The organism is Amycolatopsis vastitatis (assembly GCF_002234595.1).
Classification (GTDB): domain Bacteria; phylum Actinomycetota; class Actinomycetes; order Mycobacteriales; family Pseudonocardiaceae; genus Amycolatopsis; species Amycolatopsis vastitatis.
This window is the reverse complement of record NZ_NMUL01000057.1, coordinates 17996-33393: the sequence shown is the minus strand read 5'-3', so window position 1 is coordinate 33393 and position 15398 is coordinate 17996. Positions and strand designations below refer to the sequence as shown.

Below are 15398 nucleotides of genomic sequence, written 5' to 3'. Positions count from 1 at the left end.
GGAACGGAGACGTCATGACCAGCACGACCCCCGCGAACGCCACCGAAGCCACCCCGTTGCCGCCGACCGTCGGCGGAGTCGCCGGGGCGCCGGACTCGGCGCGGGCGGCCCGGCTCGTCGCCCGCGTGGCGGGTGGCGCCGACTCGGCGCCGATCCGCATGCGCGCGCCCTTCACCGGGCAGCCGATCGCGACCCTGCCCCAGGCCACCGACGCCGATGTCCGCAGGGTGTTCGCCGGCGCGCGGACCGCCCAGCGGACTTGGGCGGACCGCTCCCCCGCCGAGCGCGCCCGGGTGCTCACCCGCCTGCACGACCTCGTGCTCGCCCGCCAGGACGAGGTGCTCGACCTGGTCCAGGTCGAAGCGGGCAAGGCCCGGCTCGACGCGTTCGACGAAGTCAGCGCGACCGCGCTCGTCGCGGCCTACTACGGCAAGCACGCCGCGAAGATCCTCGCCCCGCGCCGCGTCGCCGGCGTCATCCCCGGCCTGACCCGCGCGGGCGAGATCCGGCACCCGAAGGGCGTCGTCGGGATCATCTCGCCGTGGAACTACCCCCTCGCGCTCACCGCGATGGACGTCCTCCCGGCGCTGGCCGCCGGCAACGCCGTGGTGCAGAAGCCGGACAACCAGACCGCGCTCTCGGCACTCTGGCTGCACGAGCTCGCCGAGGAGGCCGGGCTGCCGGCCGGGACCTGGCAGATCGTGCTCGGCCGCGGGTCGAAGATCGGCACCGCGCTGGTCGAGGAGTCGGACTACCTCTGCTTCACCGGCTCGACGCCGACCGGCAAGGAACTGGCCGGGCAGGTGGCGAAGCGGCTGACGTCGTACTCGCTGGAGCTCGGCGGCAAGAACCCGATGATCGTGCTGCCCGACGCCGACGTCGCGAAGGCCGCGACGGGCGCGGTGACGGCGTGCTTCTCCTCGGCCGGGCAGCTGTGCGTGTCGGTCGAGCGGATCTACGTCCACGAGGACATCCGCGACGAGTTCACCCGGGCGTTCGTGGCCCGCACGGCCGCGTTGAAGCTCGGCGGCGCGCTGGACTACCAGGCGCAGATGGGCTCGCTGACGTCGGAGGAGCAGCTCGCCGCGGTGTCGTCGCACGTCGAGGACGCCCGCGCGAAGGGCGCTTCGGTGCTCACCGGCGGCCGCGCCCGGCCCGACCTCGGCCCGCTGTTCTACGAGCCGACGGTGCTTTCGGACGTCACCCCCGACATGCTGCCGTTCGCGGAGGAGACGTTCGGGCCGGTCGTGTCGATCTACGGCTACACCGACGTCACCGACGCCATCGACCGGGCCAACGACACGCCGTTCGGGCTCAACGCCAGCGTCTGGTCCCGCAACGGCCGCGCGGGCTGGGAGGTCGCGGCCCGCCTCAAGGCCGGGACGGTCAACGTCAACGAGGGTTACGCGGCGACGTTCGGCAGCGTCGGCGTCCCGATGGGCGGCATGAAGGAGTCCGGCGTCGGCCGCCGCAACGGCGCCGAAGGCCTGCTGAAGTACACGGAGTCCCAGTCGATCGCGCTGCAGCGCGGCCTGGCCCTGCGCCCGCCGCGCGCGATCCCGGGCTCGCTGTGGTCCCGCGGCATGACGTTCGGCCTCAAGGCCCTCCGCCGCCTCCCCCGCTGACGTGATTGAAGGGTCAGTACGCGTGATTGAAGAGTCATCTCACGTGATTTGAGGGCCGACACGGCGGAACCGGCAAGCCGGGCCGTGTCGACCCTTCAATCACGCGTGTCGACCCTCTGATCACGTGAGTTGACCTTCTGGTCACGCGGTGGGGGCGGTGAGGAGGCCTCGGTCGTAGGCGATGGCGACCGCTTCCGCGCGGCGGCTTGCGCCGAGTTTCGCCATCACTCGGGAGAGGTGGACGCTCACCGTCTTCTCGCTGATGTACAGCTCTTCGCCGACCTGGCGGTTCGTGCGGCCCAGGGCGACGCGCTCGAGGACGTCGCGCTCGCGGTCGGTCAGCGGGTCGGTGACCGCGCGGACCGGGGCCGCGGGCTCCGCGCCCGCCAGCTCGACGCGGGCGCGGTGTGCCAGGTCCCGGACGGCGTCGCGCAGCGGGATCGCGCCCAGGCGGACCGCCACGGCGTGGGCCGCTTCGAGGGCCACACCGGCGTCGGCGTCCGCGGCCAGCAGTGCTTCGGCCTCGTGCCAGTGGCAAATCGCCTGCTCGTACACGGCGCCGTAGCCGAACGCCGCCGCCGCGGCCGACCACTTCGCCGCGTCACCCCGGCCGGACAGGCAGGATGCCGCCGCTTCCAGGCGGGCCAGCCACGCCCGGCCCTCCGGCCCGAGCGTTCCCGACCGCGGCTGCCCGACGACCGAGCACATCCGGCCGTGCGCCAGCATCCGCTCGCCCGCCGCCACCGCGGCGTCGGCCGCGGCCTGGTCACCGCGCACCCGGGCGTCGGCGGCCAGCGTGGCCGCGGCGGACACGCCGAGCGCGGCGGCCCGGATGCCGGCCAGCAAGCCGGGTTCGATGCGCTCCAGCCAGCCGATGAGGTCCTCGGCCTGGAGCACGGCCTCGGCGTGCTCCCCTCGCCAGTACGCCAGCTCGATGCCGGCGCCACCGGCCGACAGCGGGATCTGGATGTCCGCCGCCCAGTGCTGCCGCAGCCCGACGAGCAGCTTCGCGGCCTCGTCGAACCCGCCGCGGGCGACGACGAACAGCGACCAGATGGCCAGGATCCGCGCGGCGACGGCGCTGGACACCCCGCGCCCGGCCCGGCCGGCGCTCTCGTCGGGCCAGTCGCCCATCAGGTAGCGCAGCATCAGCTGCCGCGCCCGCAGCTCCAGCCCGTAGACGCTCCAGCTCAGCCCGGCTTCTTCGGCCCGCGCGACGCCGTGCGTGGCGTGCTCCAGCGCTTCGGTGAACTCGCCCTGGTCGTCGTGGCTCAACGCCAGGAAGTACGTCGCGCGGATTTCGGTGTTGTACGCACCCACGTCACGCGCCTTGCGCTGGGCTTGCCGCAGCCGCTCCCGGGCCTCGGCGGCGTCGCCCCGCGAATCGGCCAGCGTGCCCAGGGTGACCAGCGCCGACGCCTCCGCCCCCGTCGCGCCCACGGCCTGCGCGTCGGCGACCGCGGTGAGCGCGCTGTCGAGCGCCGCCTCGGGCTGGTCGAGGATCCGGAGGAACCCGGCCCGGCTGGCCAGCACCCAGGCGCGCGCGGAGCTGGGATCGGTGTCCTTCACCAGGTCCCAGGCCCGGTCGATGGCCGCGACCGCCTCGTCCAGGGTGCCCTCCAGCGCGAGCAGGGCGTCCGCCAGCCGCCGCCACACCTTCGCGGCCCGGTCGTTCGGCACCTCCGGGCTCAGCGCCTGGGTGGCCGACCGGGCGAACGCGGCGGCCCGCTCGGGCTCGCCGGACGTCCCCGCGAAGTACGACGCTTCGTACAGCAGCTGAAGCTCGTCGACCCCTTCGGGCCGGTCCGCCGGCGTGACGGCGTCCCAGATGGACAGCGCCTGTTCGACGTGCTGCAGCGCCGACCCGGGCGCGCCCAGCTTCTCGGCTTCGTTCATCGCGCGCAGCAACGCCGGCAACGCGGTGACCAGGTCGCTGCTCTGCAACGAGTGGTAGGCCAGCTTCGCGTCGTGCCCGCGGCCCTGCGGCCGCGCCTTGATGCGGGCGGCATAAGCCGCGTGCGTACGCGACCGCTCTCCCGGCAACAGGTCGCCGTACACCGCTTCCTGCAGCAACGCGTGCCGGAACGTGTAGGAGCCGTCGGAGAGCACCACGAGCACGTGGTGCTGGACGGATTCGCGCAGGGCCTCGTCGAGTTCGAGGTCGCCGAGGCCGGAGACGTCGGCGAGCGCCGCGTGCATGACGGGCTCGTTGGCCACCGAGATCACCCGCGCCACCCGGCGGGCGTCCGAGGAGAGGCGCTCGAGCCGGGACAGCAGCACCTCGGCGAGCCCGGCGGGCAGGTCGTTGCACTCGGTCTTGGTGGCGAGCAGCTCTTCGGCGAAGAACGGGTTGCCTTCGGAGCGGCTGACGATGTCGGCCACGACGTCCGGCGGCAGCGGCTCGTCGGCCAGAGCTTCGACGAACTTGCGGGCGTCGACGGCGCCGAAGGGGTGCAGGTCGACGCGCTCGACCGTGGCGAGCCGGACCAGTTCCGAGAGGAGCCCGCGCAGCGGGTGGCGCCGGTGGACGTCCTCCTCGCGGTAGCTGCCCACGACCAGGAGCCGCTGCGCCCGCAGCCTGCTGAGCAGGAAGGACAGCAGGTTGCGGGTCGAGGCGTCGGCCCAGTGGAGATCCTCCAGGAGGATCACCACCGGGCGCGACTCCGCGATCTCGGTCAGCACCCCCAGTACCGCGTCGAACAACTGCAGCTGACCGAGGTCCTGCTCCGGCCGGGGACGCACCATGGTCTCCCGGTCGTTGGAGGTCATCGGCGGGTGTTCGGCCGCCCGGGGCTCCTCGAAGCCCTGCCCCTGCGGCAGCAGCCGCCCGAGCGCGGGCCGGGCGCGCACCGCGGCGGCGACCACCGGGTCCGCCGCGCTGCCCAGCGGGGCGAGCGCTTCGGCGAACGGTAGATAAGGAAGACCGCCCTCGCGGACGTCGATGCAGCGGCCGGTGAGCACCAGCCCACCGCCCGCCTCGGCGTGCTCGCCGAGCGCGGTCAGCAGCCGGGTCTTGCCGACCCCGGCGTCCCCCGAGAGCAGCACCGCGCCGGCTTCGCCACGTTCGGCCCTGGCGAAGGCGGCGCGGAGCCGCCGCATCTCGTGGGTACGGGCGACGAGCGGGATTCCGGAACCGAGTCGGGGCACGAGGAGCATTGTTGCCTACCGCACCGACAGTTTCCGACCGCTTATCGCCTTCGACACCATCGCCCGCCCTACCGCGCGGTTTCGGCGGTCGCCCGCGTGGCCTCCCGGCGCTGCTGCGCCGGTACCTCGACATCCGTCCTCGCGGCCCTGAAGTGGCGGGCGGCGCGGCGGGCGCGGGCGGCCCAGGCGCTGCGCCCGGCCTTCCGCAGTTCCTCGGCCCGGTAGGCGGCTTCGGCTCGGACCGCGTCCAGAAGCAGATCGCTGTGCATCGTGTTCCCCTGTCCCTGAGTTCTCCGTTTGGTAGTACTCAGGTTCGTCCTGAGGGGGCACCTCAGGCATCGGGTGATCACGCAGGCCTGACCGCGAAAAGACCCCTTACTCCCGGTCGAGCCCAGCTCGGCGGGGGTAAGGGGTCTTTCCCAGTGCCTCAGTCGTGCGCCGGGCCGCCGGTCCGCACCACGGCCAGCAGCCCCCGCCAGCCCGACGAAGGCAGGCGGAACGCACCCCCTTCGGGGTCCTTCGAGTCGCGCACCGCGGCACCACCGGCGACGAACGCGACCTCGACGCAGTCGTTGCCGCCGCCGCTGTGACTGCTCTTGCGCCACCGCGCCCCGGACAGTTCGGCTTCCATGGTCCCCACTCCTTACTCTGTCCTCGGTTCCAGTTGGTGCACCGGAGCCGGTACGGCCGCCTGTTCGGCGAACCGTCCGGCTGCCTCGGCGATCAGTGCCACCGAGTCGTCCGGCTTCAGTGCGGCCGCGCGCAGATGGTCGAACATCAGCCCGTAGCGCCGGACGTCTGTGGGTTCTTCCAGGTAGAGGCCGCTGGAGGTGCTGTCGTCGACGTAGACGACGTCCGGGTCGGCCTGCTCCGGGAAGCCCATGATCAGGAAGGGGCCCTCCATGCCGGGGTGCGCGCCGGCCCCGAACGGCACGACCTGGACGGTCACGTTCGGCTTCTCGGCGACTGCGACCATGCGGTAGAGCTGCTCGGCCATCACTTCGGGGCCGTCGACGACCCGGCGCAGCACGGCTTCGTCCATCACCGCCCAGTACTCCGGCGGCGGCGTCTCGGACAGCAGCTCCTGGCGGGCCATCCGGGCGGCGACGCGGCGCCGGATCTCGGCGTCGTCGGCGTCCGGCCGCAGCGCGCGGATCACCGCGCGGGCGTACCGCTCGGTCTGCAGCAGCCCTGGCACCAGCAGCGCCTGGAACGCGCAGAGTGAGCTCGCGTCGGCTTCCAGCCCGACGAAGGTGCCGGTGAAGACCTCGTTGTAGGCGTGCCACCAGCCGCGCTTGCGGGCCTCCCTGGCCAGCTGGACGAGCGCCTCCTGCTCGTCACCGGTGATCCCGTAGAGGGCCAGCATGTCCCGGGCGTCGCGCGGGGTGACCCCGACGTGGCCGGTCTCGATGCGGCTGATCTTCGAGGCGGAGCACTCGAGCTTCTCGCCCACCTCGTCGATGGTGAGGTCCGCGGCTTCGCGGAGCCGGCGCAGCTCGCCGGCCAGCCTCCGGCGGCGGACCGTGGGGCTCTGTCCCCTTGCCATCGCGGTACCTCCGGATGTCGACGGCCGTCGTGGCCGTTCACTTGCTTCCTGCATCTAACCAGCCGGGCGTGAACCCGGTGGAGCATTAACTTGTGTCGATTCCCGGCTCCGGATCTGCAATTTGCAGAATGCTTCTGTATCCTCGCAGCCTGCACTGCGAAGGGCGGCGCGACCACGGCGGACACTCTGTCCCCTGTGGTCACGACCGGCCTCTGAGCAGGGTAGACGATGATCGCCGGAAGTGCCGTCCGGTCATTCGGCGAAGGGGTCCGGGGCCGTCCCCCGATCGGTCCCGGCCCCCGACGCCCGAGCCGGATGCCCTTTTCCGGTCACGAATATTCGAAGTATTCATCGCTCGAAAGGGTGATTTCCCGGCGAACTTCACAAGACGCGCAACAGTCCTTCTTGGACGACCGTCGCGATGAGCGTGCCGTCCGCGGCGAAGAACCGGCCGGTGGCGAGGCCGCGGGCTCCGGACGCGGTGGGTGACGCGCTGTCGTAGAGGAACCACTCGTCGGCGCGGAACGGCCGGTGGAACCACAGCGCGTGGTCGAGGCTCGCGCCGAGCACCTTGTCGGTGTCCCAGTAGACGCCGTGGCGCGCGAGCACCGAGTCCAGCAGGGTCATGTCCGAGGCGTAGGTGAGCACGCAGACGTGGAGCAGCTGGTCCGCGGGGAGCTTGCCGTCGGCCCGCATCCACACCTGGTTGCGCGAGGGCCGCTCGCCGGTTTCGCGGGTGATCCACGGCGGCTCGTTGACGTACCGCACGTCGATTGGCCGCGGCCGGGCGTGCGCGCCGATCGCGTAGCCCTCGGCGCGTTCCATCAGCGTCGGCAGCGTCTCCGGCTCCGGCACGCCCTCCGGCATGGCTTCGGCGTGCTCGATGCCCGGTTCGTCCTTCTGGAACGACGCCGAGAGCGAAAAGATCGCCTTGCCGTGCTGGATGGCGACGACCCGGCGGGTGGTGAACGACCGGCCGTCCCGGATCCGGTCGACCTCGTACACGATCGGCACGCTGGGATCGCCACCGCGGATGAAGTACGCGTGCAGCGAGTGGACCCGGCGTTCCTCGGGGACCGTGCGCCCGGCCGCGACCAGCGCCTGGCCGGCGACCTGCCCGCCGAACACCCGCACCGGCGAGTGGGCGGGCGAGACACCCCGGAAGATGTTCTCTTCGATCTTCTCCAGGTCGAGCAGCGCGATCAGGCGGTCGAGCACCGGCTGGCCGCCACCGGGGAACTCCAGTTCGGTGGCGGCCGTCCTGGCCAATTCAGTCATGCCCGGACTTTACGTCCATACTGAGCGGTCGGTCTCTCAAGCGTGGTCGTCTTCACCGAGGCGGTGCACGTGGATGAGGTTGGTCGAGCCCACGGTGCCCGGCGGGGAGCCCGCGACGATGACGACCAGGTCGCCCTTCTGGTACTTGCCCATGTCGAGCATCGCGTGGTCGACCTGCTGGATCATCTGGTCGGTCGAGTCCACCCGAGGCACGATGTGGGTGTTGGTGCCCCAGGTCATCGACAGCTGGCTGCGCACGCACTCTTCGGGCGTGAAGGCCAGCAGCGGGAGCCGCGTGTGCAACCGGGCGAGCCGGCGCACGGTGTCGCCGGACTGCGTGAACGCGACCAGCGCCTTCGCGTTGAGCCGCTCGCCGATGTCACGGGCGGCGTAGGAGATCACGCCGCGCTTGGTGCGGGGGACGTGCGTCAGCGGGGGCACGATCGGCGAGTCGGTCTCGACCGCCTCGATGATCCGGCCCATCGTCTGCACGACCTCGATCGCGTACCGGCCGACCGAGGTCTCGCCGGACAGCATCAGCGCGTCGGCGCCGTCGAGCACCGCGTTGGCGACGTCGGAGGCCTCGGCGCGGGTCGGGCGGGAGTTGTTGATCATCGACTCGAGCATCTGCGTCGCGACGATGACCGGCTTCGCGTTCTCGCGGCAGATCTGGATGGCGCGCTTCTGCACCAGCGGGACCTGCTCCAGCGGCAGCTCGACGCCGAGGTCGCCGCGGGCGACCATCACCGCGTCGAAGGCCAGCACGATGGCCTCGAGGTTGTAGACGGCCTCGGGCTTCTCGATCTTGGCGACGACCGGCAGCCTGCCCTTGCCGACGCGGTCCATCACCTGGTGGACGAGGTCGATGTCGGCCGGCGAGCGCACGAACGACAGGGCGATGAAGTCGACGCCCAGCTCGAGCGCGAACTCCAGGTCCTCGATGTCCTTCTCGGACATGGCCGGCACGGAGACGTCCATGCCGGGCAGCGAGACGCCCTTGTTGTTGCTGACCGGGCCGCCTTCGGTCACCTCACAGACCACGTCCGGGCCCTCGACGCCCTTGACCACCAGGCCGACCTTGCCGTCGTCGACGAGCAGCCGGTCACCGGGCTTGGCGTCCTTCGCCAGGCCCTTGTAGGTGGTCGAGACCCGGTCGTGGGTGCCCGCGACGTCCTCGACGGTGATCCGGACCACGTCGCCGGTGTGCCACTCGACCGGCCCGCCGGCGAACGTGCCCAGGCGGATCTTCGGGCCCTGCAGGTCGGCGAGGATGCCGACCGCCCGGCCGCTCTCGGCGGCCGCGGCCCGGATGAGGTCGTAGACCTCCTTGTGGTCACCGTGGCTGCCGTGGCTGAAGTTCATTCTTGCCACGTCCATCCCCGCGTCCACGAGCGCACGCATCTTCTCGGGCGTGGCGGTGGCGGGGCCCAGGGTACAAACGATCTTCGCGCGTCGGCTCACGTCCGCATAGCGTAGTCCCTCTTCGCGCGTTCGTCTGTACCGATACCGAATGTTCAAGAAAGTGTTCAGACACTCCCCAGGTCAACCCCGCTAACGGCGTGGCCGCTCACTCGGCCCGACCCGGTCGCGGGCCCACTCGTTGAACTCGCGCAGCTGCCGCCAGGCCTTGCGGACGCGGTCGAGGGCGGCGCGCTCGTGGAGGACGTCGTCGGGCTCCCAGCCCCGGACGGCGTACACCGACCGGTGCCGCAGCAGGTCGAGCCGGGGGTGGCCGGCGTCGAACCCGCGGGGCTTCGACTTCAGCCGGTCGCCCTTGATCTCCCAGCCGGCGCGTTCGAGCTTCGCGAGGATCTTCCGCAGCGCCTCGCCGTGCAGCTCGGTGTCGACGGCCTGGCGGAACCGGGCGAGCTGGTCGGGCTCCAGGTGGAAGCAGCCGCCACCGACGCGCAGGCCGTCCGGGCCGACTTCGACGTAGTACGCGCCGCCGCCGCGGCCCTGCTCGATCACCGCGCCGCAGTGCGTCTTGTACGGCGTCTTGTCCTTGGCGAAGCGGACGTCGCGGTAGGGGCGGAACACCTTGGGGTCGCCGAAGCCGTCGGAGAACTCGGGGGCCAGCTCGGCCAGCAGGGCTTCCATCGGCGCCCGGACGTCGGTCTTGTAGGTCTCGACGTGGTCGTCCCAGTAGGGCTTGGAGTTGTCCTCCACCAGGCCGTCGTAGAAGTCGATGGCGTACTCGCCGAATCCGCTGAACGTCACGCCCGCGACGATAAACGGGGGCACCGACAGGTTCCGGCCCGGAGGCCGACATTCCTTGACAGGAATATGCCCCGCGGAGCACATTTCAGGGGTGATGCGGACCTTCGACGTGCTGGCCGAACCCCGGCGCCGGACCATCCTCGACCTGCTGCGGGACGGCGAGCGCTCGGTGGGCGAGCTGGTCGGCGAGCTGAACCTGAGCCAGCCGGCGGTGTCGAAGCACCTGCGCGTGCTGCGCGAAGCGGGGCTCGTCACGGTGCGGGTGGCGGCGCAGCGCCGGTGCTACGCACTGCGGCCCGAGCCGCTGGCGGAGGTCGACGCCTGGCTGGCGCCGTACCGGCGCTTCTGGTCGGACCGCCTCGACGCGCTGGAGCGCCGCCTGGACGCCACCGACCCGCGCTGACGGGCCCCGGATGTCATGAACGACTCTTTCCTGTCGTCGGACGACAGGAAAGAGTCGTTCATGACGTTTCGGAGGGCCAGTACTCGCTCAGGGCCGGTCGAACGTGATGCCGCGGTCGGCCGCGCGGCGCTCGCCCCACTCGTACAGCGCCTGCAGGACCGGGCGGAGCTCCTCCCCCACCTCCGTCAGGTGGTACTCGACGTGCGGGACCCGGCCGTCGAACTCCTCGCGGCGGACGATGCCGTCCGCCGCCAGCTCGCGCAGCTGCTGGGTCAGCATCTTCTCGCTCACGCCCGGCATCCGGCGCCGCAGTTCGCCGTAGCGGTGGGCGCCTTCCTTGAGGTGCGCGAGGATCACCGGTTTCCACTTGCCGCCGATCAGGTCGACGGCCAGCTCGGCCGCGCAGTGGTAGCGCTTCATCCCGTTCTCCCCTACGCACCGGAAAGTACGTGGTTGCCCGGCCGGGCCACCACTGGTTGCCTGGACCGGTGATCGTCGAATACCTCCGCTACACCGTGCCAGAAACCGCGCGGGCGGACTTCGAAAAAGCCGCCGCCGGACACCGGTTCGAGCGGGGCGCCGGCCGGTACCTCGTGCGCGCCGAAGCCCCCTTCGCCGGCATCGAGGGCTTCACGCCCGACGGTGAGCCCGAGCGGTACGAGACCACCACTCCCACGCTCTACGAGTGGGCGGGCGGCCGCGACGCCCTCATAAGGCTGCTGACGATCTTCTACGGCCACGTCCTCGAAGACCCGCTGCTCGAACCGGTGTTCCGTCACATGGACGCCCACCACGCCGAGCACGTCGCGGTTTGGCTCGGCGAGGTCTTCGGGGGCCCGGCCGCCTACTCGGGCGAGCACGGCGGCCACGCCCACATGATCGGCCGCCACCTCGGCCGCGGGATCACCGAACAGCAGCGCCGCCGGTGGGTGAGCCTGCTGCTCGACGCCGCCGACGAGGCCGGCCTGCCCGCCGACCCCGAGTTCCGGGCCGCGTTCGCGGGCTACGTCGAGTGGGGCAGCCGGCTCGCCGTGCTCTTCTCGGCCCCCGGGGCCGAGCCGAACCCGCACGAACCCGTGCCGCACTGGGACTGGACGATGCCGCCCTGGCAGCCACCGGCGCCCTAGCCGCATAGTGAGGGCAGTCGGAAGGAGGCTGCCCTTGATCCGGGTCGACGGCCGGACCTTGCGGTGCGCGGACGTGGTGACCGCGGCGCGCACCGGGGGTCCGCTGGACATCGACGTCTCGATCGCCGCCCTGCGCGCGGCCGAGCACGCGTGGAAGCTCGCGGACGAACTGAGCACCCGGCGGGTGGTCTACGGCCGGACCACCGGCGTCGGGGCCAACAAGGACGACACGGTCGCGCACTCGACCGACCACGGGCTGCGGCTGCTGCGCAGCCACGCGGGCGGCAGCGGGGACCCGATGCCGAACGGCCAGGTGCGGGCGATGATGCTGATCCGGCTCAACCAGCTGCTGACCGGGCGGTCGGGGATCAGCCCGGAGCTGATCGGCGCGCTGGCCGACGCGGTCCGGACCGGCGCGCTGCCGCTGGTGCACCGGCTCGGCGCGATCGGCACCGGCGACCTCGCGCCACTGGCCGAGACGGCGCTCGCGCTCACCGGCGAGCGGCCGTGGCTGACCGGGCACGTGCCGCCGGTGCCGGTGCAGGCGGGGGACGCGCTGGCGTTCATGAGCAGCAACGCCGCCACGCTCGCCGAAGCGACGCTGGCGGCGATGCGGCTGGACACGCTGACCCGCGCGAGCCACGCCATCGCGGCGCTGACGTACGTCGCACTCGACGGCAACCCCGAGGCGTACGCGACGCCGGTGCACGAAGCGCGTCCGCACGCGGGACAGGTCGCGTGCGCGGCCGAGATGCGGCGGCTGCTGGGCATGCACCAGACGCCGAAGCCGGGACGGCGGATCCAGGACCCGTTCGGCTTGCGGGCGTTCCCGCAGGTCCAGGGCCCGGCGCTGGACGCGATCCACTACCTGCGGGACGTCCTCGCGGTGGAGATCAACGCCAGCACCGAGAACCCGATGATCTCGACGGCGCACGGCGACGCGTACCACCACGCGCACTTCCACACGGCGTACGTCTCGACGGCGCTGGATCAGGCGCGGGCGACCGTCCACCAGGTGGCGGAGCTGTCGGTGGCGCGGCTGGGCGACCTCGTGGAACCGGAGTTCACCGGGCTGCGGCCGTTCCTCGCGGCGGGCCCGGCGGGCAGTTCGGGCGTGATGATCCTGGAGTACGTCGCCCACGACGCCCTGACGGAACTGCGGCAAGCGGCCCTTCCGGCGACGCTCGGCACGGCGGTGGTGTCCCGCGGCATCGAGGACCACGCGAGCTTCTCGACGCAGGCGGCCCGCGCGGCGACGGCGGCGTGTTCGGCCTACCAGCAGGTGCTGGCGTGCGAGCTGGTGGCGGCGGTCCGCGCCTTGCGGATGCGGGAGGCCGATCTGGTCGAGCTGCCGGTGCGGGACGCGTTCGAAACGGCGTCGGCGGTGCTGGAGGAGAGCGTCGAAGACCGGCCGCTCACCGGGGACATCGCCGCCGCCGTCGGGGTGCTGGACAAGCTGGCCCGCATCTAGCGTGAACCCGGATCGCCCGTTCTGCCAACAAGGCGCCGGGACGACCGGTTCGGTGGTGAGCCAGAGCATCGTCGACGCGGTGCGCCAGCGGCCCTGAACGCGCGAAGGGCCGCCCCGGGATTCCCGGAGCGGCCCTTCGAACGGGGAACTCAGCCGAAGAAGACTTCGGCTTCCTGGTAACGCTCGACCGGGACCGTCTTCAGCTCGGCCGTCGCCTCGGACAGCTTCACGCGGACGATGTCGGTGCCCTTGAGGGCGACCATCACGCCGAAATCGCCGTCGGCGACCGCGTCGACCGCGTTGAGGCCGAACCGGGTGGCCAGGACGCGGTCGTACGCCGTCGGGGTACCGCCGCGCTGAACGTGGCCCAGCACGACCGCGCGGGACTCCTTGCCGGTGCGGTGGGCGATCTCGTCGGCCAGCCAGGTGCCGATGCCGCCGAGACGGACGTGCCCGAAGGCGTCCTTCTCGCCGGTCAGCAGCTTCTCCTCGCCGCCCTCGGGCAGCGCGCCCTCGGCGACGACGATGATCGGCGCGAACTCCTTCTCGAAGCGGCGCTCGACCCAGGAGACGACCTGGTCGACGTTGAAGTGCCGCTCCGGCACCAGGATCACGCTCGCGCCGCCGGCCAGGCCGGAGTGCAGCGCGATCCAGCCGGCGTGGCGGCCCATGACCTCGACGACCAGCGCGCGGTGGTGCGACTCGGCCGTGGTGTGCAGCCGGTCGATCGCCTCGGTCGCGATGGAGACCGCGGTGTCGAAGCCGAAGGTGTAGTCGGTGGCGCCCAGGTCGTTGTCGATCGTCTTGGGGACACCGACGACGCCGACGCCGTCGTCGGTCAGCCGCTTCGCGACGCCGAGGGTGTCCTCGCCGCCGATCGCGATCAGCGCGTCGACGCCCTGGTCCGCGAGGACCTGCTTGATCTTGTCGACACCGCCCTCGACCTTGTACGGGTTGGTGCGCGAGGACCGCAGGATGGTGCCGCCGCGGGTGAGGATGTCCTCGACGTCGTTCAGGCCCAGCGGGCGGCTGTCCCCGGTGAGCGGGCCGTTCCAGCCGTTGCGGAAGCCCACGAAGTCCCAGCCGTGCACCTCGATGCCCTTACGCACCACCGCGCGGATGACCGCGTTGAGTCCCGGGCAGTCGCCGCCGCCGGTCAGCACACCGACACGCATGAGAAGCCTCCGTCTGTTCTCAGGAGATGACAGTCACATTTCGTCGTGTGCCAGCGTAGCGGCTTTCCTCTGGATCGGTGCAGCCCCCACCACCTGCCGAATCGGTCCGGGTCCGGCCTGTGCTACGTTGAGCCCGTGCAGCGCTATTTCTGGTTTACGAAGTCGGCCCCGGGTGGGCACGGCGGCGTGAACCTGCGCTGACCACCACCCCGAGCCGGATCTCCAACCGGCTCGGCGAGTCCCCCGCGGGTCGGTGTCCACCAGGAAGGAACACCCCCGCGATGACACTCTCCGTCGGACCGGCCACCATCGGTGACCTCGACGCCGCGCGCACCACGTCGATCAGTCCGCTCATTTCGCCCGCGCTGCTGCGCGAAGACCATCCGGTCGACGCCGCCGTCGCCAAGGTCGTGCGGCAGGGCCGCGCCGACACCGTCGACATCCTCGAAGGCCGCGACGACCGGCTGCTCGTCGTGGTCGGCCCGTGCTCGGTGCACGACCCCGAAGCCGCGCTCGACTACGCCCGCCGGCTGGCCGCCAAGGCCGACGAGCTGCACGACGACCTGCACATCGTGATGCGCGTGTACTTCGAGAAGCCGCGCACGACGCTGGGCTGGAAGGGCCTGATCAACGACCCGGACCTCGACGGCACCTTCGCGGTCAACAAGGGCCTGCGGATGGCGCGCAAGCTGCTGCTCGACGTCTCCGAGCTGGGGCTGCCGGTCGGGTGCGAGTTCCTCGACCCGATCACGCCGCAGTTCATCTCCGACATCGTGACGTGGGGCTCGATCGGCGCGCGGACGGCGGCGAGCCAGGTGCACCGGCAGCTGTGCAGCGCGCTGTCGATGCCGGTGGGGATCAAGAACTCCACGGAGGGCGACGTCCAGGTGGCGGTCGACGCGACCCGCGCGGCCGCGGCGAGCCACGTGTTCCCCGGCATCAACACCGACGGCCTCGCGGCGCTGCTGACGACATCGGGCAACCCGGACTGCCACGTGATCCTGCGCGGCCACAACGGCGGCCCGAACTACGACGCTTCGACGGTGGCGGACACGTTGGCGCGGCTGGCGAAGGCGGGCCTGCCGGAGCGGGTGATCATCGATGCTTCGCACGGCAACAGCGGCAAGGACCACGTGCGGCAGGCGGCGGTCGTGCGCGAGCTGGCTTCGCGGATTTCCGCTGGTGAGCGCGGGATTTCCGGGCTGATGATGGAGAGCTTCCTGGCGGCGGGGCGGCAGGACCTTTCGCTGGGCCACGCATCGGAGCTGACTTACGGGCAGTCGATCACGGACGCGTGCCTGGCCTGGGACGACACGGCACCGCTGCTCGACGAGCTGGCCTCGGCCGTGCGGGCGCGCCGCTGAGAGGTCCCCGGCCTGGGGGTCCCCCGGATTTCACGTTACCGGGGG

14 protein-coding genes are annotated in these 15398 nt (G+C 71.7%); 5 read left to right on the top strand and 9 right to left on the bottom strand.

Going from position 1 to position 15398, the window contains the following annotated elements; genetic code table 11:
• The first annotated feature begins 14 nt into the window (after positions 1 to 14).
• Positions 15 to 1625, top strand: coding sequence for a succinic semialdehyde dehydrogenase (locus CF165_RS41175; protein ID WP_093953009.1), 1611 nt, complete (start codon positions 15 to 17; stop codon positions 1623 to 1625).
• A gap of 141 nt (positions 1626 to 1766) precedes the next feature.
• On the opposite strand, the gene CF165_RS41170 is transcribed toward CF165_RS41175, so the two are convergent.
• From CF165_RS41170 to CF165_RS41140, 7 genes are all read right to left on the bottom strand, one after another.
• A complete protein-coding gene (locus tag CF165_RS41170; RefSeq protein ID WP_093953008.1) occupies positions 1767 to 4781 on the bottom strand; it encodes a helix-turn-helix transcriptional regulator in 3015 nt (1004 codons plus the stop codon).
• A 59-nt stretch (positions 4782 to 4840) separates the two neighbouring features.
• The gene (locus CF165_RS41165; protein WP_093953007.1) at positions 4841 to 5041 is read right to left on the bottom strand and encodes a hypothetical protein; all 201 of its coding nucleotides are present in this window, start codon (positions 5039 to 5041) and stop codon (positions 4841 to 4843) included.
• 158 nt (positions 5042 to 5199) lie between these two features.
• Positions 5200 to 5403, bottom strand: coding sequence for a DUF397 domain-containing protein (locus CF165_RS41160; RefSeq protein ID WP_093953006.1), 204 nt, complete (start codon positions 5401 to 5403; stop codon positions 5200 to 5202).
• 12 nt (positions 5404 to 5415) lie between these two features.
• Positions 5416 to 6318, bottom strand: a complete 903-nt coding sequence (locus tag CF165_RS41155) for a helix-turn-helix domain-containing protein (RefSeq protein WP_093953005.1) — start codon at positions 6316 to 6318, stop codon at positions 5416 to 5418.
• A gap of 381 nt (positions 6319 to 6699) precedes the next feature.
• The gene (gene tesB, locus CF165_RS41150; RefSeq protein WP_093953004.1) at positions 6700 to 7596 is read right to left on the bottom strand and encodes an acyl-CoA thioesterase II; all 897 of its coding nucleotides are present in this window, start codon (positions 7594 to 7596) and stop codon (positions 6700 to 6702) included.
• A gap of 36 nt (positions 7597 to 7632) precedes the next feature.
• Positions 7633 to 9057 (bottom strand): pyruvate kinase, encoded by a 1425-nt coding sequence (gene pyk / locus CF165_RS41145; RefSeq protein ID WP_093953003.1) that lies wholly within the window; start codon positions 9055 to 9057, stop codon positions 7633 to 7635.
• Positions 9058 to 9147: 90 nt separating this feature from the next.
• Positions 9148 to 9813, bottom strand: coding sequence for a DUF2461 domain-containing protein (locus CF165_RS41140; protein ID WP_093953002.1), 666 nt, complete (start codon positions 9811 to 9813; stop codon positions 9148 to 9150).
• 94 nt (positions 9814 to 9907) lie between these two features.
• On the opposite strand from CF165_RS41140, the gene CF165_RS41135 reads away from it, so the two are divergent.
• Positions 9908 to 10216 (top strand): metalloregulator ArsR/SmtB family transcription factor, encoded by a 309-nt coding sequence (locus CF165_RS41135; protein ID WP_205661131.1) that lies wholly within the window; start codon positions 9908 to 9910, stop codon positions 10214 to 10216.
• Between the two features lie 87 nt (positions 10217 to 10303).
• On the opposite strand, the gene CF165_RS41130 is transcribed toward CF165_RS41135, so the two are convergent.
• Positions 10304 to 10636, bottom strand: a complete 333-nt coding sequence (locus tag CF165_RS41130) for a winged helix-turn-helix transcriptional regulator (protein WP_093953000.1) — start codon at positions 10634 to 10636, stop codon at positions 10304 to 10306.
• Positions 10637 to 10704: 68 nt separating this feature from the next.
• On the opposite strand from CF165_RS41130, the gene CF165_RS41125 reads away from it, so the two are divergent.
• A complete protein-coding gene (locus CF165_RS41125; protein WP_240522040.1) occupies positions 10705 to 11343 on the top strand; it encodes a group II truncated hemoglobin in 639 nt (212 codons plus the stop codon).
• A gap of 34 nt (positions 11344 to 11377) precedes the next feature.
• A complete protein-coding gene (locus CF165_RS41120) occupies positions 11378 to 12814 on the top strand; it encodes an aromatic amino acid ammonia-lyase (RefSeq protein WP_093952999.1) in 1437 nt (478 codons plus the stop codon).
• Positions 12815 to 12963: 149 nt separating this feature from the next.
• Here CF165_RS41120 and CF165_RS41115 read toward each other — a convergent pair whose 3' ends face one another.
• Positions 12964 to 13989 (bottom strand): 6-phosphofructokinase, encoded by a 1026-nt coding sequence (locus CF165_RS41115; RefSeq protein ID WP_086845267.1) that lies wholly within the window; start codon positions 13987 to 13989, stop codon positions 12964 to 12966.
• A 281-nt stretch (positions 13990 to 14270) separates the two neighbouring features.
• Between CF165_RS41115 and CF165_RS41110 the strand changes: the two genes are divergently transcribed.
• Entirely contained in the window at positions 14271 to 15353 is a 1083-nt protein-coding gene (locus tag CF165_RS41110) for a 3-deoxy-7-phosphoheptulonate synthase (protein ID WP_093952998.1), read from the top strand.
• The last annotated feature ends 45 nt before the right edge of the window (positions 15354 to 15398 follow it).